Here is a 26272-nt window from a genome sequence, read left to right as displayed (position 1 = left end):
TTTTCCGATGCAGGTTTCCGTCATCATCATCAACTACAACACCTTTCAGCTCACCTGTGAGGCTGTTGAGTCAATTATCAAGCACACGCACGGCGTTAGCTACGAAATCATCGTAGTCGATAACGCCTCTACGGAGTGCGACCCGGGGCTGTTTGCCGAGCGTTTTCCGTCCATTAAGCTGGTGCGCAACCCCGACAACTCGGGCTTCGCGAAGGGCAACAACTTAGGCATTCAGCATTCCACGGGCGAAACCATTTTGCTCTTCAACAGCGACGCGGCCTGCCTGAACGATGCCCTAACACTAACCTACCAGGAGCTAAAAGCCGAAGCTAACCTGGGCCTCACCACGGCCCGCCTGGAGTACCCGGATGGCCGGATTCAGCATTCCTGCGGCCGTTTTCCGTCCATCAACCTGCAACTGGTGGAGCTGCTGCGCCTGCAAAAGCTCATGTCGGCCGAGCAGCGCGGTACTATTCTGCAAGGAGCATTTTTCACGTACGACAAGCCCCTGTACCCCGATTGGGTGTGGGGCACCTACTTCCACATCAAGCGCGAGGTAATCGAGAAAATGCCCGGCGGCCACCTCGCCGATGACTTCTTCATGTATGCCGAGGATTTGCAGTGGAGCTATACCGTGCGTAAGCTGGGCTACACCATCAAATATGTGCCCGAGGCGCATGTGATGCACCATTTTTCGCAGAGTACCAAGAAGGAAAAGCGCCTGAACCAGGGCAATATGATCCTGCAGAACGAGGACATCTTCCTGAACCGCGAATACGGCTGGGCCACCACCAAGGCGTATTACCTCACCAAAATGGCCAACTTCCTGCTGATGCGCGGTAACCCCGAGCACCGACAGCAAATGCTGCAGCAGTACGGCAAGCTGCTGCGTGGCAAGCCCCTGTAACGGCTGCTGCTCCCTTTTTTCGCCGCCTTTCATTCTCTCTTGCCCGTGGATACTTCCGCTTCGTCGCCGTTTTTTACTATCGTTGTGCCCTGCTATAACCGGGCGGATATTGTGCTGGACACAGTGCATTCCATTCTGAAGCAGGAGTACCAGAACTTCGAGTTGGTGCTGGTTGATGACGGCAGCAAAGACAACACGCGCGAAGTGGTAGCCGCTATTACCGACCCGCGGGTGCGTTATTTCTACAAGGAAAACGGCGAACGGGGCGCCGCCCGCAACTACGGCGCCCAGCAGGCCCGCGGCACGTACATCAACTTCTTTGACTCCGATGATGAGATGTACCCTAACCACCTGCGGGTGGTAAAGGAGTTCGTAGACGCCAACGGGCAAGTGGAAGTGGTGCACACGGGCTACGAGCGCCTCGACGGGCAGGACCGTGTCATCAGTGAGATGTACGAGTTCAAAGAAAGCACCAACGAGGTGCTGCTGCACGATAATCCACTGGCCTGCAACACGGTATTCGTGCGCCGCGACATTGCCCTGGCCAACCCCTTTGAGGAAGACCGGCGCCTGGCTTCAGCCGAAGATTGGGAGCTGTGGGTGCGCCTAGCCAGCAAGTACACGTTTCATCCCATTCGGCAGAAAACGTTTTGCCTGCGTGAGCACGACGGCCGCAGCCTCAATACCATTGCCCCGGAGGCCGTGCGCCAGCGCGACGAGCTGTTTGGCGAGCTGATTCGCCGCAACCCTGATTTTGCCCGCCGCTTTCCTAACCGCACCGGGCAGTTTGTGGCCGACCGCTACACCTTTATTTCCCTGACGCTGGCCCTGAGCAAGCAGCACCGCGCCGAGACGATACAGTACCTCTGGAAAGCCGTGCAGGCCGATCCGTCGGTGCTGGTGCGGCGGCGGTTTCTGGCCTCCGTGAAGCACCTGCTCTAACCGGCCGGTAGCCTTGGCCCGCTGCTGCCGCGTGAGTCAACTCCCATATTCCGCTTCACCTTTAGCCCGTAGGCGTTGAAAAAGCTGTTAAAAAAGATATTCCCGGTTGTGTTGCTCAAAAAAGCGCACCTGCACTACAACACGCTGCGAATAAATACGATAGATAAGCTGCTCTTCCCGGAAAAGCAGTTTGCCGACCAGGATTTTGTAGTGAAGCGCGACGATTATCCGTTCCGCATCACAACGGTGCGCAAAGACCACCTGGACGCCCGCCTGCAACACCAGATTGGACTCTACGAAAACTGGACCCAGGACGAATACCTGCTGATGTACAACCAGGAGTGCATTATCGAGCCGAAATACGGCTGGGCCATGTCGGCTGATAAACAGTTGATATATCCCTCATTGGGTTTCAGCCGGGTATCGTACCTGCCCAAGCCCGACACGCAGATCCGGAAGGTGAAGCTCGATAAGCTGCCCGCCCACGAGGTGTTGGTGTCGCTGCGCGACACGGGGGAGGAAAACTACTACCACTTCTACAACGACGTGCTGGCCAAGCTCTTTTTCCTGGAAGAGAAGCTTAGCCTGCCCTACGAAACCCCGTTGCTGATTGCCGAGGCGCTGTATAAGAAGTCGTTTTTCCAGTACTTTCTGCAGCATCCGTACCTGAAAAACCGCACCTGGGTGATTCAGAAGGAGGGCGAATACATCCGCAGCAAAAAGACGTATTTCTGTAAGCCGCTCACGCACACGGCTTCCTATTACGAGCGTATCCGGCAGCTGGTGCAGCCCCAGGATCTGGCTCCGGCCGGCAGCGGCGAGCGGCGCGTGTTTATCACCCGCAGCCCCAAGCGCCTGCGCTTCATTGAGAACAACGCCGAAATCGAAGCCATTTGCCAGTCCGAAGGCTTTGAAGTAGTGGATTTCGACACCATGACGCTGGGGCAGCAGGCGCGCCTGCTCAGCGAATCGCGCTACGTCATTGGTATTCACGGCGCAGGGTTGGTCAACATGATGTTCCGGGGGCACCAGCCCATGGGCTTGCTGGAAGTATTTCCGCCCGGCGAGTACTACCCGTTTCACTACATGCTCATGGCGGCCCAGCACGGCTTTCAATATGACAGCCTGATTGGGGACCCGAGCGAAAACAAATATTCGGGTGGCTTTTACGTGAAGCCGGCGGAATTCCGGCAGCGGATGCACGCCCTGCTGGCTCAGGCCTAACGACGTTCGGGGCAGACTTTGGTGACGAAGCCTGCCGCCAGGCAATCAGAAATTCTTGACCAATACTATGCGTAAGAAGCTGTTAATGGTAATTCCTAACCTGGGGTTAGGTGGTGCTCAGCGCGCCTTTCACGACCACAGCGTGGAGCTGAGTAAATATTACGACGTAACCGAAGCCGTTTTCGACCTTGACCTTGACAACCTGTATCCTTCGGGCAATCCGCTGGAAAGTCTGAAAGTGGAAGGCGGCGGCGGACCGGTGCGCAAGGTGACTAACTTCTTCAAGCGCGTCAGCCAGCTCAAGCAGCTGAAGCAGCGGCTCAAAACCGATATCTGCATTAGCCACCTCGAGGGAGCCGACTATGTGAATCTGCTCAGCAAGGGTCAGGAAAAAGTTATTCTGCTGATTCAAGGCTCCAAAACGCACGACCGTAACATCAGCGGGGCTACCGGCTGGCTGCGGAAAAGTGTGCTGATGCCCATGCTCTACAAGCGCGCCGACCGCATCGTGTGCGTGAGCCGCGACATCATTCCGGAAATGGTGGACGACTACGGAGTAGACCGGCGTAAGCTGAGCGCTATCAACAACTCCTTTGAGGTGGAAAGCGTGTGGGAAAAAGCCCAGGAGCCACTACCGCCGGCCATGCAGGCTGTGTACGATTCAGCTCCCATCCTGGTGACTTCCGGCCGCCTGGCTATTCAGAAGAATCAAAAGCCGCTGCTCGATATCTTCGCCGAGCTGCGCAAAACCAACCCTTCCAAGCTGGTCTTCATCGGTGATGGAGAACTACGCACGGAAATCGTAGATCATGCCCGTAGCTTGGGCCTGCGCGTGTACGAGGCCTGGGCTGAGCAGGCGCTTACTCCCGAATTCGACGTGTATTTTGTAGGGTTGCAGCACAATCCGTTTCAATATATTCGTCCCGCCACGGCCTTTGTATTTCCGTCGGCGTGGGAAGGATTTCCGTTGGCGCTGGGCGAAGCCATGACCTGCGGAGTGCCCGTAGTAAGCACCGACTGTCCCACCGGCCCCCGGGAGATGCTGGCGCCCGACTCCGCTACACCGGCCCAACCCATTCGTGCCGCTGAATGGGCCGAATACGGGATTCTGATGCCGATGCTGACCGATGCCGGTACACTAGCGGCCGATGAGCAGGTATGGACCGATACGCTTCGTGCGCTGCTTCAGGACGAAGCGAAGCGCAAGCACTTGGGCGCGGTTGCGCGTCAGCGTTCCAACGATTTCACGCACGCCAACACGTTTCGGCGCTGGCAGAAGCTGATCGACGAAGTACTAGCCGAGAAATAGCCGATACCGCCTGCGCGCTTTTCAAGCGCCAACAACTTACCTATTGAAGAAGCCCCTGATTCTTGTTGTAGACAACTCCCGGGCCGTAACGGGGGCCCTGAATGCCATGCGCCACGCCACTGGCCCGCTACGGGAGCAGTTTGCATTTGAGTACGTAATTCCCACCGGCAGCACCGCCCGCTCTGTACTGGAGCAGGATGGCTACCCGGTGCATGAACTGCCGTTCGTAGAAATAAGCCGGCGTAAAGCAGATCTGCTGCGCTACGTACCTATGTTGCTGCTGAATGGCTGGCGGTTGTACCGGTTGGCAAAACGGCAGGGAGCCAGCTTACTTCACCTCAATGATTTCTATAACCTGACCGGCTACGTAGCCAAAGCTCTGAGCCTGGGCCGAATACGGGTAATAACGCACGTGCGGTTTCTGCCGCAAAGCCTCGTGCAGCCACTGGCTCGTACCTGGAAATGGCTGGGCGAAACCTATGCTGATCAGGTAGTATGCGTGTCGGAAGCGGTGCGGCGCTACTTTGGCCCTTCAGGCAAAGTGCAGGTGGTGTTCGACCCACTACCCGGCCAGGAGCGCCACCCGGTGCCCGCAGTGCCCGCCAGCCGGCCCGATGGCAGCGTCCGGCTATTGTACCTGAGCAACTATATCCAGGGCAAAGGCCAAGATATGGCGGTGCAGGCCTTCCAACAGGCGTATGCGCAGAACAACCGCCTGCGCCTGACTTTCGTGGGCGGCGACATGGGCTTGGAGAAGAACCGGGAGTTCCGGCAGCAGCTGGAGGCTGCTGTGCAAACGGCCGGGCTAGCATCGGCGGTTAGCTTTCAGGGCTTTGCCACGGATGTGGAGCAGGCCATTAAGGAAGCGGATATTCTGCTGAACTTCTCCGAATCGGAGTCGTTTTCCCTGACCTGTCTCGATGCCTTGTACTTTGGCACGCCGCTTATTGCTTCCGACTGCGGCGGACCAGCCGAGCTGTTTGAAAATGGCGTCTCTGGCCTGCTGGTGCCTAACAGAGACGTGCCAGCCATGACCGAGGCCATTAATAAGCTGGCCACCGACCCCAATCTGCGGCAGCGGTTTGCGGCGGCAGGCCGCGAGTTTGTCCGCTACAAGTTTCGGGCTGCCGCTACCTTCCAGCAACTGGGCGCCGTGTATACCCAAGTGCTAGCCCGGCAATAATCGGCGCGAAGACCACCTAACCCTACTGGTGGTAAAAGGCCTGAATAGCCGCAATAACCCGGTTTTGCTGTTCGCGGGTCAGATCATGAAAGAGTGGGAGCCGGACCAGCGTGCGGGCATAGCGCTCGGCGTGCGGCAGCGGCCGGCCATCGTGCAGTGGTGCGTAATACGGGCTCTGATGCAGCGGCAGATAATGAAACACGGCCAGAATATGGCATTGGCGCAAATGCTGTAGTAGCGCATCCCGCTCGGCCTCATCGGCACACAGCAGCGCAAACACGTGCCAGTTGGGCTGAGCCTGCGGCAGCTGTGGCAATAGCCGAATGGCCCCAGACGCGGCCAGTGGTTCTAAGGCCATAGCGTAGTATTCCCACAACTGCCGCCGCTGCTGCTGAATGGCTTCAATAGACTGTAGCTGGGCCCACAGGTAAGCCGCGTTCAGCTCTGAAGCCAGAAACGAGGAGCCGACATCAACCCACTCGTAGCGGGCCGCTTCGCCCCGGTGAAAGGCGGCCCGGTTGGTGCCTTTTTCCCAGATGATTTCGGCCCGCGCCATCAGCGCCGGGTCGTTGATGGCCAGCAGGCCGCCCTCCCCAGCGCTGATATTCTTGGTTTCGTGGAAGGAAAAAGCCGCCAGTTGGCCGAACGTGCCCAAGGGCTGGCCCTGGTAGCGGGCCTCAATGGCCTGTGCGGCATCTTCGACCACCCACAGGCCATGCCGGTGAGCCAGGGCCAAAACGTCGGGCAGATGCTCTGAAACCTGGCCGCCGTAATGCACCAGCACAATGGCCCGGGTGCGTGGGGTGAGCAGCGCGGCTACCGTGCGCACATCCATATTGGGGTGGTTCGGCTGACTGTCGGCAAAAACAATACGGGCACCGCGCAGCACAAAGGCATTGGCCGTGGAGGTAAACGTGTAGCTGGGCACAATGACCTCGTCGCCCGGCTGGATATTGAGGAGCAGCGCCGCCATTTCCAGTGCGTCGGTGCCGCTAGTCGTCAGCAGGGCTTTGGCCAGCCCGTAGCGTTGCTCCAGAAACTGCTGGCAGCGCTGCGTGAATTCCCCGTTGCCGGAAAGCTTACCGGCAGCCACGGCCTGCCGGATATACTCCAGCTCGGGGCCCGCCAGATGAGGGCGGTTGAAGGGAATGAAATCGGGGGGCAGGGGAGTGGCAATCATGCGGTGCGGTCGGCTATGACATACAGCGGACGGTGGCGCACACTCTCGAATATTTTGCCGACGTAAAGTCCTACAACTCCAAGTACGAGAATAATCAGGCCGGAAAAGAAGCTGATGGCAATGAGCAGGCTGGTGTAGCCCGGCACGGTAATCTGGCCAATAGCGAAGCGCAGCAGCGTTATCAGACCCAGCAGAAAGGCTCCGCCGGAAAGCAACAGGCCGAAGTAGGCCGTCAGCCGCAAGGGCTTGTCGGAATAGGCCAGAATCACGTCGGTGGCCAGGCGCAGGCGCCGCGAAAAGCTGTAGGTGCTCGGGCGGCCTTCTGAGGCGTGTTCTACGGGCATGGTTGTTTGCTGGAACCCTACCCAGCGCACCATCGTGGGAAAATACCGGATGCTTTCCCGCAACTGCCCGATAGTGGCAATAACCCGGGAATGATAAATTCCGAAGTTGGCAATTAATGGATTCTGCTGCGTGCCGGTGAGGTAGGAGAGAAGCGCGTAAAAAGCCCGTGACGCAGTCTGTTTCAGCCACGGATCCTGGCGGGCGGCGCGGCTGGCCAGCACCACGTCGTAGCCAGCTAGGGCCTGCTGGTACAGCCGAGGTATTTCCTCCGGGCGGTCCTGCAGGTCGCAGTCCATTACTACCACCCATTCGCCCCTGGCCAGATCCAGCCCCGCCGTCAGGGCGTGGTGCTGGCCGAAATTGCGGCTCAGCCGCAGCCCCAGAATACGTGGCTCCAAAGCGGCTAACGCCTGAATTTTGGCCCAGCTCCCATCTGCACTGCCGTCATCGACCAGGATAATCTCGTAAGCTTCCGAAATTGGAGCAATGGACGCCTGCAGTCGGGCTACCAACTCATCCAGCAGTTGCTCGGCCCGGTATACGGGGCTGACAATGGAGAACAACGGCGGGGTAGTGTCGACGGGCATTCGGGTATAGCAGACTGCGGCAGGGGGGTGAACGAAGGCAGCTCCAGGGCCGAAATGGCCGGTAACTGGGTACTCAAAGGTAAGCAGCAGATGGGCTTTGCCCAGATAATTAAAAGTAGTGCTTCGACGCCGACCACCTATCTTGTTCGCATGAATTCTGCTCCGCATGTAAGCCTTCTGGAATGGGATAGTGCCTTTTTCGGTTTCCCCACGGGCCGGCTACAGGCTTCTGGCCTTTCTATTGTTGCGCTACGCAACATACTGGCCGAGGCGAAGCAGGAAGGCTACCAACTGCTGTATTGGTTTGTGACGCCCACGGATACGCAGTCTTTGACCACGGCCCAAACGCTCGGCCTGCCGGTGATGGATGAGAAGCGTACCTACAGCTGGTCGGTTAAGAATGTGCCGCTCCGGCCTACCGATGTTCATCCGTTTTCCGCAGCAATGGCTACGCCGCCCCTGGTAGAGCTGGCGGTGCAGAGTGGCATCTATTCCCGCTTCCGCCTGGACCCTGATTTTGCCCCGGGGGTATTTGAAAAATTATATGCGCAATGGCTTGCAACTGCGCTTACTGGCGCCGACGGTCAGCAGGTATTTGCCTACTACCCGGCCGCCGTTACCACAGCAGTAGGTTTGCTTACGTTGGAAAAGCAGCCGGACAGCAGCCGGATTGGCTTGTTGGCAGTAGCTGAGCACTGGCAGAAGCAAGGAGTCGGAAAGCAGCTGGTAACGGCCGCGCAATGGGAGGCACACGCCGCCGGCTCCACTCAGCTACTGGTAACAACCCAGGGTGCAAATCGGGCGGCGTGTGCCCTCTATGAGAGCTGCGGCTTTGTGCTGCACGAGCGGCAGGTGGTGTTTCATCTGTGGCTGGCCGGGCACGAATAGCCATCCTGGGATAGTTACCGTACTTTTGCAGCCAACTCCGTATATGCCGGTCAATTGGCCGCTTTCGTCTATGCACATTCTTTTTGTAGTGCCTTATCCTGCTGGTAAAGCACCTTCTCAACGCTTTCGTTTCGAGCAGTATCTGCACTTTCTCACCCAGGCCGGCCACACGTACCAGCTAGAACCTTTTATTTCGGACGCTACCTGGGCCATTCTCTACAAACCCGGCCATACGTTGAGCAAAGCCCTTGGCATTCTGGCGGGTTTCCTGCGGCGGTTTCTGCTGCTGTTCTCGGTGCCCAAGGCCGACTTTGTGTTTATCCACCGGGAGGCCTCGCCCATCGGTCCTCCCGTCTTCGAGTGGATTATTGCCAAAGTGCTGGGTAAGCGCATCGTCTATGATTTCGACGATGCCATCTGGATTCCAAATACCTCGGCGGCCAACAGCATTGTGGCCGGGGTAAAATGGCACCATAAAGTCGGGAGTATCTGCCGCTGGGCTTACAAAGTGAGCTGTGGCAATTCGTATCTGCAACGCTACGCGCAGCAGTTCAATCCCAATGCCGTGGTGAATCCTACCACAATTGATACCGTGAATCTGCACAACCAGGTTAAAGACCAGCGCACTGAAAAGCTGGTTATCGGCTGGACGGGCACGCACTCTACCATGAAATACCTGGAGCAGGTGGTGCCCGTGCTGGCCGAATTGGAGCAGCACTACGACTTCGAGTTTCGGGTTATTTCCAATCAGGAGCCCCAGCTGCCGCTACGGTCTTTGGGCTTCCGGCCGTGGCGCAAAGACACTGAAATCGAAGACCTGCTCACCTTCAACATCGGCCTGATGCCCCTGGAAGACGACCCTTGGGCCAAGGGTAAATGCGCTTTCAAAGCCCTGCAGTATATGGCTTTGGGTGTTCCGGCGCTGGTGTCGCCGGTGGGGATGAACAGTGAGGTGGTTACCGAAGGCGTCAACGGCTACATCTGCGCCACGTATCAGCAGTGGTACGACGGGCTGGAAAAGCTACTGCAAGACCACGACCTGCGGACCCGCTTTGGTCAGGCGGCCCGGGCTACCATCGAAGCACGCTTCTCGGTAGAAGCAAACCGCCCCAACTTCTTGGCGCTGTTTGCCTGAAACTGCATAATGTAGAGCGCCGCCAGATAAAACGGCATCAGCGGAATCTTATAGCGCACCAGGGTGCCGAAGTTGCCGCTATTGGTGCCCACCCCAATGGCGAAGATGATGACGAAGATGAAGCAGAACGTCAGCACGGGCTTGGCTATAATCAGCCGGAAGGTTTTCAGTACGCCCGTTTTGTAGAACAGCGACACGGTCAGATACAGCATCAGCAGCGACTCCAGGGCCGATAAAATCATGATGGCGCTACGGGCCTCCCACGGAAACGGCCGGAACAGCGACACTACCACGGCCTGCGGGGCCACCGTAGCTAGCGCCGACAAACTGCCATCGAAGCTGCCGATGTTGTACGACGAGCCGTTTTCGGTGCCCGAGGTGAGGTACTGCTGGTTGATCTTGGAACGCTCCCCAATTTTTTCCACGTCGTACTTCTCGTCGCCGGCCGTCAGGTTGGTAGCGCCCAGGTAGCCGGCGGCCAGGCCCAGCACCAGAAACAACGGCTTGAGCAACATGCGCAGTGTCGCGGAGCGAATCCGCTGGTTGTTCTCGTTGAACGTCCAGAGCAGGGCCGGGGGCATGAAGGAGAGCAGGATGTACACTTTGGTCGACACCAGCACGTACACGCCCAGCGCCCCCATTACGGCGGCCACCGTCAGGTTCTTCTTCTCAATGGTGAGGTGGTAGAAGGCGTAAAACACCCAGCCCAGCGCCCCGATACAAAGCGAGTCCTTCATCAGACCCGACCCCCAGAAAAAGACCGAGGGCAAAAAGAATACAGAGAAAGCCAGCTTTTTGTAGGCCATCGGCGCAATGCGCACGAAGGTGATAAACATGGCCCACATACCCGTGAAGCTCATCAGAGCAAACATCAGGGCAATAACCGAGTAGGTATTAAAGCACAAAAACCCACAGAGCGAGGCTACGCGCACCACGAAGTACTCGGTGGAAGCCTTATACCAGTACATCTGAGAGGTGTACTTGACAGTGGCAGGGTCAAACTCGCCGTTGGCCATCACCAGCTTCAGGCCTAGTAGGGGCGAGTCGCTGAAGGCCTGATACACTATTTTGGTGTGGGCGTAATAGTTATAGGTGTCGCCGCCGCTGTAGTAAAACTGGTAGATGAGGCCCAGCCCAATAGCACCCAGAAACTTAACCGACAGTGCCGGAATAAAGTATTTGCGCGTAAATGCATTGGTAACCTTACGGCGCATGGCGAAGGCTATGCCGTAAAAGATAGCCAGGTAGATAGGCGTGAGAAAAAGGTCTTGTAATTCCATCCGACGAAAGAGGGCAACCCCTTATTTCTTGTTCTTCTTCACGTAGGCCTTTGCCTCCTTGTACTCGCTCGACTTGTGCTCGGCCTTGTCTACTACGACGTTATAATACCGCAGGGCCGTTTTGGTGTCCTTTTCTTTGTCGGCAATCTGGGCCAGCTTCTGGTTGGCGTACAGGTAAAAGCCGCCGTTGGTGTCGCCGGTGCTTTCCGCAAACACGATGCTGCGCTGGTAGTAGTCTTTGGCCTTTGCGCGGTCCTTGTACTTGTTCTGCATCAGCCACCCCAGAAAGTAGGTGGCATAGCGCCCACTGATGCCCTCGTAGCCCGGTAACCCCTGGTTGAGCTTGTCCAGGATGTCGCGGCTGACCCGCTCACACTCCGGAAAGTTGCCTTCATTGAAGCAGAGCAGAGCATAGAAGCGCTGAAAGTAGGCGTTGTCGGGGTAATTGGTAGCCAGAAAGCGCGCCACCGGCATCGAGGCAGCGGTATTGTTTTCCTCGTTGTTGAGGATGCGCATCAAAAAGGTTTTTGCCTCCAGGCCGGTGTAAAAGCCGTTGTCGGCCACATTCTTAAGCTGTTGCAGGCCCAGGGCCCGGTCTCCTTTCGGGAAAAACAGCAGCACGGGCCGCAGCAGCGGGTAATTCTCCGAAATCCAGACGGCGTAGTAATTGAAGATGGCCTGGCCGAACAAGAACTCCGGGCTCAACCCATTGGCTTCCTTGCTTTTATCGAGGTACTCCAGGGCCCGTTTGCTGCTGACGGTGGCCTTGCGCCAGTTTTTGCGCTCGGCATTCAGGCGGGCATCAAAGCCATAAGCGGCCGAGAGGAAAAAGCAGGCTTCGTAATTCTTATTATCGGCTTCGTAGAGCCGCTCGCCGTAGGTCACGGCCGTGTCCATGTAGGCAAAAAAGGCCTTGTCGTAGAGCTTGGTCTGCACGTTGGTCGGCACAATTTTCCACCACTGGCTCAAGCCCATCAGAAAGTAGGGCATGGGGTGCTGCGGATAGCGGCGGCGCAACGAGCGGAATTGCTTTTCGGCCTTGTCGTACTTGAAGTTGTAGAGGTTCTGAACCGCGCCCTCCAGCTCCGTCTGAATGTCCTTGTCGAGCAGCAGCCAGCCTTTGGTATCGACGGCGCCGGGTGCAATGTCTACGTTTTCCAATTCGATTTTGCGAATCGGTTTGCCAGTGCGGGCCGTATCGGGCTGCTGTGCCTGCACCGCCAGCGGCAGGAGGAAGAGCAACAGGATAAAACGGATTTTTTGAATCATGGGAGCAGTTGGGGGCAGGCGGGCGGGCAGCTTGCACTGCGCTGCAACCACGCCACGGGAAAGCTAAAGTATGACTTTTATCCTAGATTTGGACGAATAAACGCCCTGCTATGGACCTTCTACGAACCTTATGCCAATTGGCTGCCCCTGCTGGCAATGAGGCCCCAATGACCGAATTCCTTTTAAACTACGTGGCCGAACACCAAAGTTCGTGGCGCGTGCAGCCGCAGGTGCTGGCCGGCGACGAATTTCAGGATTGTATTATCCTGGTATTTGGCCAGCCGCGTACGGCGGTTTTTGCGCATATGGATAGTATCGGTTTCACGGTTCGGTATGGGCAGCAGCTGGTACGCATCGGCGGCCCCCGGGCCGAGACCGGCTACCGGCTGGTAGGCCGCGACTCGCAGGGCGACATCGATTGTACCCTCACAGTAGATGAGGAAACCGGCGAGTTGGGCTATGAGTTCACCCGGCTCATCGAACGAGGCACCGAGCTGACGTTTCACTGCGACTTCCGCGAAACCGAAACCACCGTGCAGTCCTGCTACCTCGACAACCGCCTGGGCGTCTGGAATGCGCTGCGGCTGGCCGAAACGCTCGAAAACGGCATTATTGCCTTCAGCTGCTGGGAAGAGCACGGCGGCGGCTCGGTAGCCTATCTGGCCAAGCACATTTACGAGCACTACGGCGTGCGCCAGGCCCTGATTTCGGATATCACCTGGGTCACGGAAGGCGTGCACGCCGGCGAAGGCGTGGCCATTTCCCTGCGCGACTCCCTGATTCCGCGCCGCGCCTACGTCGAGCGAATCCGGCGCATTGCCCAGGCCGCCGGCATTCCGCACCAGCTGGAAGTGGAAGGCAGCGGCGGCTCTGATGCCAAAGAGCTGCAGCACGGCGCCCAGCCCTGGGACTGGTGCTTTATCGGCGCGCCCGAAGACCATGTGCATTCGCCTGATGAGCTGGTTGACAAGCGGGATATCGACAGTATGCTGGCCTTGTACCAGGTGCTGATGGAGAAGCTTTAACGTAGGTATTTGCTAACGGCAGAAAGGCCATTCGGAGCTTCCGAATGGCCTTTCTGCCGTTAGCAAATACCGCAGAGCGCAGCGTGAATTGCGCCTGGCATATATAGAAACCTATGGTTTAGAGCTTAAAAGTTGAGTATTAGGTAATAACCTCTATTTTACAAGCACAAACCCCGTCTACTCCAACCAAAACCTTAAAATCCCACCACCGCCTGTATGATGAATATTCTTTACGTAGCGCCCGCGCTGGGCGTGCTGGCCCTTTTCTACACCTGGCTGCGTTCTGGCTGGGTTACCCGGCAGGATGCGGGTGATGAGCGTATGCGCACCATTGCCGGCTACATTGCCGATGGTGCCATTGCCTTCCTTCGCGCCGAATACAAGGTTTTGGCCCTTTTTGCCCTTATTGCCTGCGTCTTTCTGGGCTACTTGGGCTCCACGGGCGAAAAGTCCAGTCCGGTTATCGTCGTGGCCTTCCTGATTGGAGCCGTCTTCTCGGCGCTGGCGGGCTTTATCGGGATGAAAATTGCCACCAAAGCCAACGTGCGCACGGCCCAGGCCGCCCGCACCAGTCTGGCCCAGGCCTTGAACGTGTCGTTTTCGGGCGGCTCGGTGATGGGCATGGGTGTGGCCGGTCTGGCCGTACTCGGGCTGGGCTCGTTGTTTATCGTCTTCTACCAGATGTTTGTGGTGAGCAAAGGCGGTGGGGCCAACGGTATTGAGATGGAAACTGCGCTGGAAGTCCTCACCGGCTTTTCGCTCGGGGCCGAAAGCATTGCCCTGTTTGCCCGCGTGGGCGGTGGCATCTACACCAAAGCCGCCGACGTGGGCGCCGACCTCGTGGGCAAAGTCGAAGCCGGTATTCCCGAGGATGACCCGCGCAACCCCGCCACCATTGCCGACAACGTGGGCGACAACGTGGGCGACGTAGCCGGTATGGGCGCCGACCTTTTCGGCTCCTACGTGGCTACCATTCTGGCCACGATGGTGCTGGGTCGCGAAGTGGTAGCCGCCGGTGACCAGTTCAACGGCCTGTCGCCCATTCTGCTGCCGATGGTTATTGCCGGGATGGGCATTCTGGCCTCGCTGGTGGGTATTCTGCTGGTGCGGGTGAAGGAAGGAGGCAACGTGCAGGCCGCCCTCAATTTCGGCAACTACGCCTCGGTGGTCGTGTCGGGCATAGCCTCTTTCTTCATCATCCGCTGGATGCTGCCGCCCGGCGAGCTGGTTATCGGCCGCGCCGGCTCGGTGCCGTTTACTTCCATAGATGTGTTTTATGCGGTAGTGGTGGGCTTGGTCGTGGGTACGCTCATGAGCATCATCACCGAGTATTATACAGCTATGGGCAAGCGCCCGGTCAACAGCATTGTGCAGCAAAGCAGCACCGGCCACGCCACTACCGTCATCGGCGGGCTAGCCGTGGGCATGGAGTCGACCGTGCTGCCGATTATCGTGCTGGCGGCCGGCATCGTGCTGTCGTTTGAGTGCGCCGGCCTCTACGGTGTGGCTATTGCCGCCGCCGGCATGATGGCCACTACCGCCATGCAGCTGGCCATCGACGCCTTCGGCCCAATTGCCGACAATGCCGGCGGTATTGCCGAAATGAGCGACCTGCCCAAGGAAGTGCGCGAGCGGACCGACATTCTCGACGCCGTGGGCAACACTACCGCCGCCACCGGCAAAGGCTTCGCCATTGCCTCGGCGGCTCTTACCTCACTGGCGCTGTTTGCTGCCTTCATGGGCACGGCCAATATTTCCGTCATCGACATCAGCAACGCGCGGGTGCTGGCGGGCCTGTTCGTAGGCGGCATGATTCCATTCATCTTCTCGGCCCTGGCTATTTCGGCCGTGGGCCGCGCCGCTATGGCCATGGTGCAGGAAGTGCGCCGGCAGTTCCGCGAAATCCCCGGCATCATGGAAGGTACGGCCCGGCCCGAATACGAGAAGTGCGTGGCCATTTCTACTCAGGCGGCCCTGCGCGAAATGATGCTGCCCGGCGCCATTGCCCTCATCGTGCCCATCATCGTGGGCTTTGCTTTCGGCCCCGAAGTGCTGGGCGGTACACTGGCCGGCGTCACGGTATCGGGGGTGCTGATGGCCATGTTTCAGAGCAACGCCGGCGGGGCCTGGGACAATGCCAAGAAGTCGTTTGAAAAAGGCGTGCTCGTGAACGGCAAAATGGAGTACAAAGGCTCCGATGCCCACAAAGCCTCCGTCACCGGCGACACCGTCGGGGACCCGTTCAAGGACACTTCGGGCCCTTCCATGAACATTCTAATCAAGCTCATGTCCATCGTCTCGCTCGTCATTGCGCCCCACATTGCGGCGCCTGAGCGGGGAGTGGCGCCCCGGCCCCTGGAGCGCCCCACGCTGAAGCTGGAGCCCAAGGTGCGCTACGCCGAGCTGGCCCCGGCCGCTACCAAAGCGCTGTTTGTGCTGCTGCGCGAAACCCGCTAGGAGTTTAAACGCCTTGGCCGCCGCTCGTACAAGCTGCCTCTCCTACACCGGAGGGGCAGCTTTTTTGTACTACCTTTGGCCCGTAGTTTTGCCCTGAGCACCAACCCCACCCGGATGCCATTGTCCACTATTTCGCTGCACGACAAGCAGTTTGCGCCGTATCTGACCGCCAGCCAAATCACCGCTGCCGTTCGGGAGCTAGGAACCCAGATCAACCGCGACTATGCCGGCAAGCAGCCCTTGTTCGTGGCCGTGCTGAACGGCTCGTTCATGTTTGCCGCCGATTTACTCAAGGAAATTCAGCTTCCCTGTGAAATAGCCTTCATTCGCGTGGCCTCCTACGAGGGCACTACCAGCACCGGCACTGTGCGCGAAATTATGGGCCTGCAGGAAGAAGTAGCCGGCCGCGACCTTATTATTATCGAGGATATCGTCGACAGCGGCCATACTATGAAGGCCCTGCTGGAGCTGCTGGGTGCCAAACAGCCGGCTTCTTTGGAAGTAGCCACGCTGTTTCTCAAGCCTGAGTGCCTGCAGCACGAGCTCGACCTGCGCTATATCGGCCTGAGCATTCCCAACGATTTTATCGTGGGCTATGGTCTTGATTACGACGGGCTAGGCCGCAACTATCCCGACGTATACACCGCTGTTTAGCCCGACCGCACACCCAAAACAAGTTGCTTTCCGTAAGGGACGGTTTGTTTCCGATTTGTTATCTTTCCCAACCCCAGCCGCTTTTTCTCTCCCGCGAAATACCTCGCTTTATGCTCAATATCGTACTCTTCGGCCCACCCGGCGCCGGCAAAGGAACGCAAAGCCAGAAGCTGATTGCCCGTTACAATCTCGTGCATCTCTCCACCGGCGACCTGCTTCGCTCCCAGATTGCGCAAGGCACCGAACTTGGTGTGCGGGCCAAGAAGCTCATGGATGAAGGCCTGCTCGTGCCCGATGAAGTGGTTATCGGCATGATTGAAAGCCAGTTGGCCAATAACACCACGGCTGCCGGCTTCATCTTCGACGGCTTTCCGCGCACGGTGCCTCAGGCCCAGAGCCTCGATGCTCTCACCCAGCGCTACGACACCGGCGTAAGCTGCATGATTGCCTTGGAAGTAGCCGAGGAAGAGCTGGTAAAGCGTCTGTTGGAGCGCGGCAAAACCAGTGGCCGCCCCGACGACCAGGATGAAACCAAAATCCGGAAGCGTGTGACGGTCTACAACACCGAAACCGCCCAGGTAGCCAGCTACTACGCCGAGCAAAGCAAGTTTCACGGCCTCAATGGCATCGGTGCCATCGAAGATATCTTCGGCCAGATCTGCGAAATCGTGGACCAGCACCAGCCCGCTACGCCCGTGGCCGACAGCCAGACAGCAACGGACGAAGTAAAAGCGTAACTTTGCGGCTGCTACCTCATAGGTAGCGGCAGAATATTTCTGTCATCCTGAGCAAAGCAAAGGACCTTATCACGCTGGAACGAATCGTTCGGCTGTCGTAAGGTCCTTCGCTTTGCTCAGGATGACAGCTGTTTTTAAGATCGTTGGTATTTGAGTTCTCTCAATTCAACACTCAAACTTCAACATTCAACATTTCCCCGCCGTGGCTTCCAATAACTTCATCGATTACGTCAAAATCAACTGCCGCTCCGGAAAAGGCGGCTCCGGCTCGGGCCACTTTTTCCGCGCCAAAGGCCTGCCCAACGGCGGCCCCGACGGCGGCGACGGGGGCCGGGGCGGCCACATCATCCTGGAAGGCAACTCCCAGCTCTGGACGCTGCTGCATCTGCAGTACCGCAAGCACCTGATTGCCAAGCCCGGTGAAAACGGTGGTGAAAACCTCTGTACCGGTGCTCAGGGCGAAGATATCGTGATTCAGGTGCCGCTCGGTACCATTGCCCGCGACGCGGAAACCGGCGCCAAAAAGCTGGAAATCACCGAGCACGGCCAGCGCCTCATCCTCACGCCCGGTGGCCGCGGCGGCCTCGGCAACGACCATTTCAAGTCCTCCACCAACCAGGCCCCAACCTACTTCCAGCCGGGGGAGCCCGGTATCGACGAGTACGTGATTCTGGAGCTGAAGCTGCTGGCCGACGTAGGTTTAGTGGGTTTCCCCAACGCCGGCAAAAGCACGCTGCTGTCGGTGGTATCGGCGGCGCGGCCCAAGATTGCCGACTACGCTTTTACCACGCTGGTGCCCAACCTGGGCGTAGTAGCCTACCGCGACTACAAGTCGTTTGTAATGGCCGACATTCCGGGTATCATCGAGGGCGCCGCCGACGGCAAGGGGCTGGGTACGCGCTTTTTGCGCCACATCGAGCGCAATTCCATTCTGCTGTTCATGATTTCGGTGGACAGCAACGACATTTCCGCCGAGTACCAGGTATTGCTCAGCGAATTGGAGCAGTTCAACCCCGAGCTGCTGACCAAGAAGCGCCTACTGGCCATTACCAAAGCCGACCTGATTGACGACGAGTTGGAAGCCGAAATCCGTGAAACGCTGCCCACCGATTTGCCGACCGTATTCATTTCCAGCTTGGCCAACAAGAACATTATCCAGCTGAAGGATATGATCTGGCAGGCACTGCAGGAGAAGGAGTAACCGCCGTGGTGGCCCGGTTCTGTATCGTGCTGGCCATTGTAGTCCTCACGCTGCTCGGCTTTATGGTGGGCGGTCCGTGGGGAGTATTCCTCGGCTGGCTGGCAATTTTCGGGGCCGTAGCAGTAGTGGGTAATGTCTTGGTAGGAGGCTATCTGCTGTGGCTGCTGCATCGGGTGGTGAAGCAGGATGTCTCGACACCAGATAATGCTTTTCAAGCAGCTACGCGGTGCTGGCTGATAGGCTATGTAGTCCTGTGGCTTTGTATTGCTTTGGATTACTTTCTGCCGCAGGCCAACCTTCTGCACCCATTTACGAAACGAATCGGCTGGGTGCAATTCCCGCTGATTATGCTACTGACCCTCCCGTTGGCGCTGCTGGCATTTTACCTGAAAAGGTGGCACTACCAAGCTTTACAAAAGTAGAAGCGCGGCAGAGCCAGGGGGTAGCTTAGGCGCTCATATACTGGTTGAACATGCCACTCACCAGCAACGTCAGGATGAGTAAGCCATAGGCTACTGCTACCCGGAAACCGCTACGCCAAAGCAGGGCTCTGAGGAAAGCAAAACCAGCCGGCAGCAGCGCTAAGCACGAAATGAGCATGTGCCGGGCGTATAGCCCGGCCGTTGCATAGTACCAGCGGCCTTCCCCCATTGCTTCCTCGGAGCCAAAAGGATACTGGGCAATATCCGCCGGGTTTTTAATGACGCCCACCAAGAGCCACTCGTGAAGGTTTGCTGCCAGCAGGAAGCTTACCAATACTAGCCCAGGCACCAGTAGCCACCGGGAAATAGGTTTCATTGCCGGCAAAGCGGCGGGAGAGTGTTGCATAGGGCCCAAGTAATGTCGCCGCCGCCAATAATACAACTACCTTAAATAGAGCCGGGGCAGAGTCATCTGAACTAACTGCTCGGCTTCTGAAGTTTCTGTGCCACAATGACAGCCAAACTGGCTTTGGCAAACTCCTTGCGCCCGTAGCCTAGCCCAACGGCAACTCCCGTGAAAAACCCTTTCCGACGAATATTTACCAAAATGGCTGAAGATACCACCCTGCCCCAGGACGACAATCTGTCCGTGGAACCTGACCACACGGCTGGCGAATTGCCCGAAGACCCCAACGCGCCCGACTTGGGCGAAGTAGAAGGCGTGGAAGGTGGCGCCCCCAAAGCGGGTGCTACCAAAACCGACGCCGAGCTAGCCGAGCTCAAAGACAAATACCTGCGCCTGGCCGCCGAGTTTGATAACTACAAGCGTCGCACCGCCAAGGAGCGCACCGACCTGTTCAAGACCGCCAACCAGGAGCTGATGGTAGCCTTGCTACCCGTGCTCGACGATTTTGACCGCGCCCGCCACCATACCAAAGACACGGAGGATGCCAGCGCCGTGCGTGAGAGCATCGACATCATTTCCGGTAAGCTCCAGAAAACCTTGCAGCAGAAAGGCCTGACCCCGATGGAAACCAAGGGTGGCGCTTTTGATGCCGACCTGCACGAGGCCATCACCCAGATTCCGGCTCCTTCTGAGGACCTGAAAGGCAAAGTGGTGGACGAGGTTGAAAAAGGCTATTACCTGGGCGAAAAAGTAATCCGGCACGCCAAAGTAGTGCTGGGAGCCTAATACAGAGCATTTGTCATGTCTCACTTTGTTCGACAGGACGATTAGCAATACACAACAATGGCAACGAAGCGAGATTATTACGAGGTGTTGGATGTCGCCAAGACCGCTACCGGGGATGAGATAAAGAAGGCTTACCGCAAGGTAGCCATCAAGTTTCACCCCGATAAAAACCCCGACGACCCGACGGCTGAAGACAAGTTTAAGGAGGCCGCCGAGGCTTACGAGGTCTTGTCGGATGAGCAGAAACGGGCCCGCTACGACCGGTTTGGCCACCAGGCCGGCGGGGGCGGCGGAGGTGCCCAGAACATGGAAGACATCTTCTCCCAATTCGGCGACATCTTCGGCGGCGGCGGCTTCGAAGGCTTCTTCGGCGGCGGGGGTGGCCAGGGCCGCGGCGGCCGGCGCGTCAAGAAAGGCTCCAACCTGCGCATCAAGCTCAAGCTCGATCTGGAGGAAGTAGCCAACGGCGTCGAGAAAAAGATCAAGGTGAAGCGCTACGTGGCCTGCCAGCCCTGCTCGGGCACCGGTGCCAAAAACGGTACCGACCTGAAAGACTGCGGCACTTGCCACGGCCAGGGACAGGTAAAGCGCGTGGTAAACACGATGCTGGGCCAGATGGTCAGCGCCTCGACCTGCCCGACCTGCAACGGTGAAGGCAAAATCGTGAGCAGCAAGTGCGACGTGTGCCACGGCGAAGGCCGGCAGCTGCACGAAGAGGTTATTCCGATCAACATTCCGGCCGGCGTGGCCGAGGGCATGCAGCTGAGCATGAACGGCAAAGGCAACTACCCCGAGAGGGGCGGCGTGCCCGGCGACCTGCTCATCCAGATTGAAGAGGAGCCGCACGAACTGCTGAAGCGCGACGGCAACAACATCATGTTCGAGCAGTACATTTCCTTCGTGGACGCGGCCCTGGGCGCCAGCATCGAGGTGCCGACCATCGAGGGGAAGGTGAAAATCAAGGTGGACCCGGGCACCCAGCCCGGCAAAATCCTGCGTCTGCGCGGTAAGGGCATCAAGGATCTGAACGGCTACGGCCGCGGCGACCAGCTCATCCACCTCAGCGTCTGGACGCCGAAGAACGTGAGCAACGAGGAGCGGGAGCTGCTCGAAAAGCTGCGCAACGCCCAGAATTTCACGCCCAACCCCGGCAAGAATGAAAAAGGCTTCTTCGAGAAAGTGAAGGAGTATTTCCAGTAAACCTGAACCACGGATTCCACCGGATTTTGTGGACGGATAAAAGCCCGCCTTCCTACTGTGGAGGGCGGGCTTTTTTGTGCTGGTCAGGTTGTGGTAAATTTTTAATCTTCTGTATTTTTTACCACAAGATTTCTCAGAAATCTTGTGGTATTTTTTCGATTTACCCAAAAAAATACCACAAGAACATCCGGGTACAGACTAATTCTTGGGTCTGATAAAATATTTTCGCCTGGGCTGTAATGCGGGTATTGGCTTGGCGATATATAGCGTGTACTTCGGCTCGAACTTCCCGCTGTGACCTCCAACCCCGTTAGCTCCGATTTTTTGGCCGTTCTCAATGCCAACCAGGGCATTCTGCACCGCATGTGCCGGCTCTACTGCCAGGACGCCGACGACCGGCAGGACCTGTACCAGGAAATAGTACTCCAGCTCTGGCGGGCCTTCCCGGGCTATCAGCCCACGGCCAAAATCAGCACCTGGCTCTACCGCATTGCCCTGAACGTGGCCATCAGCAACCTACGGCAGCGCACCCGCCGTCCGGCGCCCGAACGGCTCGGCGACGTGCCCCCCGACCTGGCCTTACCCCCTGATACCGGCCCCGATGCCGACGACTTGGCCGAATTATACCGAGCCATCGGGCGGCTTTCCGACGTGGAAAAGGCGTTCATCCTGCTCTATCTGGAAGAGCGCACCTACGAGGAAATGGCCGATATCCTGGGTATTACCCAAAACAACGTGCGCGTGAAAATGCACCGCGTGCAGGACAAGCTTCGTCAACTACTCACTCAGCCCGCCTGATGGACCTCGATAACCTCCGCCGGCAGTGGCAACAGCAGCCCACCAGCCCTTCCGATTCTACTCTAACCCACCAAAAACTTCAGGCTATGCTTGCCAACGAAACTGCTTCCCCGGTCGGGGAAATGCTGCGCAATGCCCAGCGCGACCAGCAGCTGATTCTTCTTATGGTGATTCTCAACGTGGGCAACGTCGTGAATATGAGCCGGCGGTTTATGCAGGGTGGCACGTTGAGCTTGCTCTACGTGGTGGTGGCCCTGATGATTGTGTTTGTGTCGTGGTATGCGTACCGGCAGCGCCAGCTCATCCGGCGGCTTCGGCAGGGCGATGGGGCCACCTACGGCCATCTGCGAGGGGCCATCCAGCAGCTACGCGCCTTCAGCCACAATAAGCTGTATGCCAAAATTGCTTTCCTGGCTACGGTAGCCCTGGTGGTGGTATATGGTAAGTACGACGCCATTATGCACAGTCTGCACTCGGGCCTCAGCCTGCCGCTGGTAGCGGTGGGAATAGTCGCCGGCCTGGGCATCGTTGCGGGGCTGCTCTACTGGGGGCAGCGGCGGCAGCAGCAGCGCTATGGCCAGCACCTCGACCAGCTCGAAGCGGCTTTGCAGGAGTTGGAGGAGGAAAAATGACGGTTGGGCAACATTCCCGCCTGCGAAACATAGCAAAGTCCCTACATTTAACCCCGTCCACCACCTATTCCTTCCTGTACCGCTGTGAACAACATTCTGCAAGCTATTGACGTGCACAAGGCCTACGCCGCGCACGTCGCTCTGAACGGGGTCAGCCTCGACATTCCGCAGGGCAGCATTTTCGGGCTGCTGGGGCCCAACGGAGCCGGCAAAACCTCGCTCATCCGCATCATCACCCAGATTACGGCCGCCGACTCGGGCGAAATCCGGTTTCGGGGCGAGAAGCTCAACCCCGGCCATATTGCCCAGATCGGCTATCTGCCCGAGGAGCGGGGCCTCTACAAGAAAATGAAGGTAGGCGAGCAGCTGCTGTATTTGGCCCGACTGAAAGGCCTGAGCAAGGCTGATGCTACCGAGCGCATCAAGCAGTGGATAGACCGGCTGGAGCTGCGCGCCTGGGTGAGCAAAAATGTGGAAGACCTCAGCAAGGGCATGCAGCAGAAGGTGCAGTTTATTGCCACCGTACTGCACGAGCCGGCCCTGATTATCCTTGATGAGCCCTTCTCCGGCTTCGACCCCATCAATGCCAATCTGATTAAGGACGAAATTCTGGCCCTGCGCGAGAAGGGCGCCACCATCATCTTCTCCACCCACCGCATGGAATCGGTGGAGGAGCTCTGCGACAATATTGCCCTGATAAACCGCTCCCATAAAGTGCTCGACGGGCCGGTGCGCCATATCAAGGACACCTTCAAGACCAACACCTACGAGGTGGAAGGCAAAGGCCGGCTGATGGTCATTCACCCCGATTTTGAGGTGCTGGAGCATAAGGAGCGCGAAAACGGCCACTTCTACGACCGAATCCGGCTGCACCATGGCACCACGCCCAACGACTTGCTGCGCTACCTCATCGGCAACGTGGAAGTGCACGCCTTCCGGGAGCAGATTCCCAGCATCAACGACATCTTTATCCGGCGCGTGCAGGAAACCATGCCCGAAAGCCTAACTGAAAAAGAGCTGGAAGTAAAACGCTAAGCAACTAGGAAACTAGTTCCCCTCCTTTTTTCAATCAGGGGCGCCCGAAGGGCGGGGTGGTTTACTAGAGCTAAAAAGTTAGGGCTAGTTACTCCTTCAACGAAACAACGATTGAATCACCCCTAGTCTCTGCTTGAAAAAAGGAAGGGAACTAGCTTTCTAGCCTTAGCCCCACAAACAAGATACCTACCAATCATGGAAAAAATCTGGCTTATCATTCAGCGCGAATACCTGACGCGGGTGCGCAAAAAAAGCTTTATCGTGGTGTCGCTGCTGGCGCCGCTGCTGCTGGCGGGGGCCACGCTGGGCATTGCCAAGCTCAACGCGCCCTCGTCGGCCGATGAGGTGGCCGTGTACGACGAAAGCGGCCTAGGCCTGCTGGCGCGCCTAGCCAGCACCGAGGATACGCGCTTCGTGCCCACTGCTGCCGCGTCGGCAGAAGCTGCTACGGCCGCCTTCAAGCAGGCCAAACCCAAGCAGGCCGCGCTGTTGGTTTTCTCGAAGGACTTTTCCCTCGACAAAACCGGGGGCGTGCGGCTGCTGGCCAACGGCAACATGAGCCTGAAGCGCCAGCTCAACATCCGCAAGGCCGTAAACAAGGCGGTAGGGGAGCTAAAGCTGACCCGCTCGGGCCTCAACCAAACCACCATCGACAACCTTAAGGCCGACGTAGACCTCAAGGCTGTGGACCTTTCCCAGCAGGGTGGGCGCGAAAACAACGCAGGCCTGACCACGGCAGCGGCCTACATTCTGTCGATTCTGGTGTACATGTTCATTTTCATCTACGGCGTGCAGGTAATGCGCGGGGTCGCCGAGGAAAAGTCGAACCGCATTATGGAAGTGATGGTGTCGTCGGTGAAGCCCTTCCAGCTCATGATGGGCAAGATTCTGGGTATTGCCGCCGTAGTTCTCACCCAGTTTGGGCTCTGGCTGATGCTTTCCTACGCCATTACCACCGTGGTAGCGCCGCTGCTGATGAAGCCTGCCAAAGCCCTGGTTACCACTTCCGTTTCGACCACCGCGCCGCCGGCCTCTGACGCGGCCGTGGCGGCTGCCGAGGCCCCGGCGGTGCCGCAGCCAGGCGCCACGCCCAACATCTGGAGCACGCTCGAAGGCCTGCCCATCGGCAGCATCCTGGGTGGGTTCCTGTTCTTTTTCCTGGGTGGCTACTTGCTCTACTCGTCGCTGTTTGCTGCCATCGGGGCCGCCGTCGATGACCAGACTGATGCCCAGCAGTTCATGTTTCCAGTTACCATTCCGCTTATTCTGAGCTACATCGTGAGCATCAACGTCATTATCAACGGTGACCCGAACGGGCCTTTGGCATTCTGGCTGTCGATGATTCCGTTGACCTCGCCCATTGCCATGGTGATGCGCCTGCCGTTTGGGGTGCCGCTGTGGCAGCTGCTGCTGTCGGCGGTGCTGCTGGTGGGGGGCTTTATCTTCACCACCTGGGTGGCGGGTCGTATTTACCGGGTCGGTATACTGATGTATGGCAAGAAGGTAACCTATGCTGAGTTGTCGCGCTGGATGTTCTATAAGGGGTAAACGGTGAGATAGTGAAGTTGTGTCCTTGCGAGCAGCGCGAAGCAATCCGTCCTCTGCGCAGTACGACACACTTTTACCAGAAAGTCCTTTCCTGTAACAACGGGAAAGGGCTTTTTACATTAGAAGGCTCCGCCCATTTCAGCGGACGGATTGCTTCGTCGTCCCTCCTCGTAAGGACACGAGTGCTACGGGCTTTTTACTTTTGCCCCACTTTTCGCTTCTGTCTTACAACTACCATGACCCGAATCCTGCTGCTGTTTCCGCTGCTGTTGCTGCTCGGTTTCCGCGCCGACGATAAGCCCGCCTACCGCCTCTTTACGGGCGCGGGCAAGCCGGCTGGTTACGATAAAATGCTCAAGGAGCTGGCTGCCGCCGACGTGGTGTTTTTCGGCGAGCAGCACAATGACCCCATCGGCCACTGGCTGGAATTGCAGCTTACCAAAGACCTGCTGCGCCTCAAGCAGGGCCAGCTGGTGCTGGGCCTGGAAATGTTTGAGCGCGACGTGCAGCCGCTGGTCGATGCCTACGCCACCGGGGAGCTCGACGACAAAGCCTTCGAGGAGCAAAGCCGCCCCTGGCCCAACTATGCCACCGATTACAAGCCGTTGTTGCAGCTGGCCCGGCAGCAGAAATTCCGGGTGGTGGGTACCAACGTGCCCCGGCGCTACGCCTCCCAGGTCGCCAAAGGCAGCCTCGCGGCGCTGGAAACTATACCCGCCGCCGAAAAAGCCTGGCTGGTGCCCCTGCCCCTGACCGTGGACTACGAACTGCCCGGCTATAAGAACATGGCCAAGATGTTCGGCGGCGACGCGGCCCACGCCGCCGGCGTGCAGAACATTATTCAGGCCCAGGCGCTGAAAGACGCTACCATGGCGTACTTCCTGCACCAGGCCCGCCCCGCCGGCCACTTACTGCTGCACCTCAACGGCAGCTACCACTCCGACAACCACGACGGTATTCTGGCTTACCTGCGCCAGCTCAATCCGGGGCTGAAAGTGCGCACCATCAGCACCGTGACGCAGGCCCAGCTAAGCCGGCTCGATAAGGAGCACGAGCAAAAAGCCGACTTCGTGCTGGTCGTACCCGAGGATATGACCAAGACCTATTAAGCTAACTAGGCCG

25 protein-coding genes are annotated in these 26272 nt (G+C 58.0%); 20 read left to right on the top strand and 5 right to left on the bottom strand.

All coding sequences use genetic code 11. The features are described 5' to 3' along the window. Positions 1 to 7 precede the first annotated feature (7 nt). The 5 genes from LGH74_RS10970 (at position 8) to LGH74_RS10950 (ending at position 5565) form a co-directional block, all read left to right on the top strand. The gene (locus LGH74_RS10970) at positions 8 to 907 is read left to right on the top strand and encodes a glycosyltransferase family 2 protein (protein ID WP_226175614.1); all 900 of its coding nucleotides are present in this window, start codon (positions 8 to 10) and stop codon (positions 905 to 907) included. Between the two features lie 45 nt (positions 908 to 952). Continuing rightward, on the top strand, positions 953 to 1849 hold the full coding sequence (locus LGH74_RS10965; protein ID WP_226175613.1) for a glycosyltransferase family 2 protein: 897 nt from the start codon (positions 953 to 955) through the stop codon (positions 1847 to 1849). 75 nt (positions 1850 to 1924) lie between these two features. Next, a complete protein-coding gene (locus tag LGH74_RS10960; RefSeq protein WP_226175612.1) occupies positions 1925 to 3073 on the top strand; it encodes a glycosyltransferase family 61 protein in 1149 nt (382 codons plus the stop codon). A 67-nt stretch (positions 3074 to 3140) separates the two neighbouring features. Further along, complete coding sequence (locus tag LGH74_RS10955; protein WP_226175611.1) at positions 3141 to 4382, top strand: glycosyltransferase; 1242 nt, start codon at positions 3141 to 3143, stop codon at positions 4380 to 4382. 43 nt (positions 4383 to 4425) lie between these two features. Next, on the top strand, positions 4426 to 5565 hold the full coding sequence (locus LGH74_RS10950) for a glycosyltransferase family 4 protein (protein WP_226175610.1): 1140 nt from the start codon (positions 4426 to 4428) through the stop codon (positions 5563 to 5565). A 22-nt stretch (positions 5566 to 5587) separates the two neighbouring features. Here LGH74_RS10950 and rffA read toward each other — a convergent pair whose 3' ends face one another. Together rffA and LGH74_RS10940 are read right to left on the bottom strand one after the other, a co-directional pair. Then, positions 5588 to 6745, bottom strand: a complete 1158-nt coding sequence (gene rffA / locus LGH74_RS10945) for a dTDP-4-amino-4,6-dideoxygalactose transaminase (RefSeq protein WP_226175608.1) — start codon at positions 6743 to 6745, stop codon at positions 5588 to 5590. Further along, entirely contained in the window at positions 6742 to 7677 is a 936-nt protein-coding gene (locus tag LGH74_RS10940; protein ID WP_226175606.1) for a glycosyltransferase family 2 protein, read from the bottom strand. The genes rffA and LGH74_RS10940 overlap by 4 nt, the downstream gene beginning before the upstream one ends. 150 nt (positions 7678 to 7827) lie before the next feature. On the opposite strand from LGH74_RS10940, the gene LGH74_RS10935 reads away from it, so the two are divergent. Together LGH74_RS10935 and LGH74_RS10930 are read left to right on the top strand one after the other, a co-directional pair. Then, the gene (locus LGH74_RS10935) at positions 7828 to 8565 is read left to right on the top strand and encodes a GNAT family N-acetyltransferase (protein ID WP_226175604.1); all 738 of its coding nucleotides are present in this window, start codon (positions 7828 to 7830) and stop codon (positions 8563 to 8565) included. 70 nt (positions 8566 to 8635) lie between these two features. Beyond that, complete coding sequence (locus LGH74_RS10930; RefSeq protein ID WP_226175601.1) at positions 8636 to 9700, top strand: glycosyltransferase family 4 protein; 1065 nt, start codon at positions 8636 to 8638, stop codon at positions 9698 to 9700. Here the strand turns inward: LGH74_RS10930 and LGH74_RS10925 are convergent. Next, the gene (locus tag LGH74_RS10925) at positions 9622 to 10980 is read right to left on the bottom strand and encodes a hypothetical protein (RefSeq protein WP_226175598.1); all 1359 of its coding nucleotides are present in this window, start codon (positions 10978 to 10980) and stop codon (positions 9622 to 9624) included. The two genes, LGH74_RS10930 and LGH74_RS10925, sit on opposite strands and share 79 nt — an antisense overlap. A 21-nt stretch (positions 10981 to 11001) precedes the next feature. Continuing rightward, on the bottom strand, positions 11002 to 12249 hold the full coding sequence (locus LGH74_RS10920) for a tol-pal system protein YbgF (protein ID WP_226175597.1): 1248 nt from the start codon (positions 12247 to 12249) through the stop codon (positions 11002 to 11004). 110 nt (positions 12250 to 12359) lie between these two features. On the opposite strand from LGH74_RS10920, the gene LGH74_RS10915 reads away from it, so the two are divergent. From LGH74_RS10915 to LGH74_RS10890, 6 genes are all read left to right on the top strand, one after another. Beyond that, positions 12360 to 13274: a M20/M25/M40 family metallo-hydrolase gene (locus LGH74_RS10915; protein ID WP_226175596.1), complete on the top strand. Its 915-nt coding sequence runs from the start codon at positions 12360 to 12362 to the stop codon at positions 13272 to 13274. A 216-nt stretch (positions 13275 to 13490) separates the two neighbouring features. Then, positions 13491 to 15731 carry a sodium-translocating pyrophosphatase gene (locus tag LGH74_RS10910; protein WP_226175594.1) on the top strand — a complete coding sequence of 747 codons (2241 nt, stop codon included), beginning with the start codon at positions 13491 to 13493 and terminating at the stop codon, positions 15729 to 15731. Between the two features lie 75 nt (positions 15732 to 15806). Then, complete coding sequence (gene hpt, locus LGH74_RS10905; protein WP_348532992.1) at positions 15807 to 16385, top strand: hypoxanthine phosphoribosyltransferase; 579 nt, start codon at positions 15807 to 15809, stop codon at positions 16383 to 16385. A gap of 110 nt (positions 16386 to 16495) precedes the next feature. Next, positions 16496 to 17122 carry an adenylate kinase gene (locus LGH74_RS10900; protein ID WP_226175593.1) on the top strand — a complete coding sequence of 209 codons (627 nt, stop codon included), beginning with the start codon at positions 16496 to 16498 and terminating at the stop codon, positions 17120 to 17122. Between the two features lie 202 nt (positions 17123 to 17324). Continuing rightward, entirely contained in the window at positions 17325 to 18323 is a 999-nt protein-coding gene (gene obgE / locus LGH74_RS10895) for a GTPase ObgE (RefSeq protein WP_226175592.1), read from the top strand. A 26-nt stretch (positions 18324 to 18349) separates the two neighbouring features. Next, complete coding sequence (locus LGH74_RS10890; protein WP_226175591.1) at positions 18350 to 18745, top strand: hypothetical protein; 396 nt, start codon at positions 18350 to 18352, stop codon at positions 18743 to 18745. 25 nt (positions 18746 to 18770) lie between these two features. Here LGH74_RS10890 and LGH74_RS10885 read toward each other — a convergent pair whose 3' ends face one another. After that, positions 18771 to 19151, bottom strand: coding sequence for a hypothetical protein (locus tag LGH74_RS10885; protein WP_226175587.1), 381 nt, complete (start codon positions 19149 to 19151; stop codon positions 18771 to 18773). Positions 19152 to 19352: 201 nt separating this feature from the next. On the opposite strand from LGH74_RS10885, the gene LGH74_RS10880 reads away from it, so the two are divergent. The 7 genes from LGH74_RS10880 to LGH74_RS10850 all read left to right on the top strand — a co-directional run bounded on the left by LGH74_RS10880 (position 19353) and on the right by LGH74_RS10850 (position 26259). Next, positions 19353 to 19937: a nucleotide exchange factor GrpE gene (locus LGH74_RS10880; protein WP_226175586.1), complete on the top strand. Its 585-nt coding sequence runs from the start codon at positions 19353 to 19355 to the stop codon at positions 19935 to 19937. A 57-nt stretch (positions 19938 to 19994) separates the two neighbouring features. Next, the gene (gene dnaJ, locus LGH74_RS10875) at positions 19995 to 21137 is read left to right on the top strand and encodes a molecular chaperone DnaJ (RefSeq protein WP_226175585.1); all 1143 of its coding nucleotides are present in this window, start codon (positions 19995 to 19997) and stop codon (positions 21135 to 21137) included. A 324-nt stretch (positions 21138 to 21461) separates the two neighbouring features. Then, positions 21462 to 21935, top strand: a complete 474-nt coding sequence (locus LGH74_RS10870) for an RNA polymerase sigma factor (protein WP_226175584.1) — start codon at positions 21462 to 21464, stop codon at positions 21933 to 21935. Between the two features lie 86 nt (positions 21936 to 22021). Beyond that, entirely contained in the window at positions 22022 to 22567 is a 546-nt protein-coding gene (locus LGH74_RS10865) for a hypothetical protein (RefSeq protein WP_226175582.1), read from the top strand. A gap of 84 nt (positions 22568 to 22651) precedes the next feature. Next, a complete protein-coding gene (locus tag LGH74_RS10860) occupies positions 22652 to 23602 on the top strand; it encodes an ABC transporter ATP-binding protein (protein WP_226175580.1) in 951 nt (316 codons plus the stop codon). Positions 23603 to 23797: 195 nt separating this feature from the next. Beyond that, positions 23798 to 25150 (top strand): ABC transporter permease, encoded by a 1353-nt coding sequence (locus tag LGH74_RS10855; RefSeq protein WP_226175578.1) that lies wholly within the window; start codon positions 23798 to 23800, stop codon positions 25148 to 25150. 236 nt (positions 25151 to 25386) lie between these two features. Next, positions 25387 to 26259: a ChaN family lipoprotein gene (locus LGH74_RS10850; protein WP_226175576.1), complete on the top strand. Its 873-nt coding sequence runs from the start codon at positions 25387 to 25389 to the stop codon at positions 26257 to 26259. Positions 26260 to 26272: the final 13 nt, after the last annotated feature.

The sequence above is a fragment of the Hymenobacter lucidus genome (assembly GCF_020447265.1).
Lineage (GTDB): Bacteria > Bacteroidota > Bacteroidia > Cytophagales > Hymenobacteraceae > Hymenobacter > Hymenobacter lucidus.
Note: the sequence above shows the minus strand (reverse complement) of the source record. Positions and strands in the feature narration are given on the sequence as shown.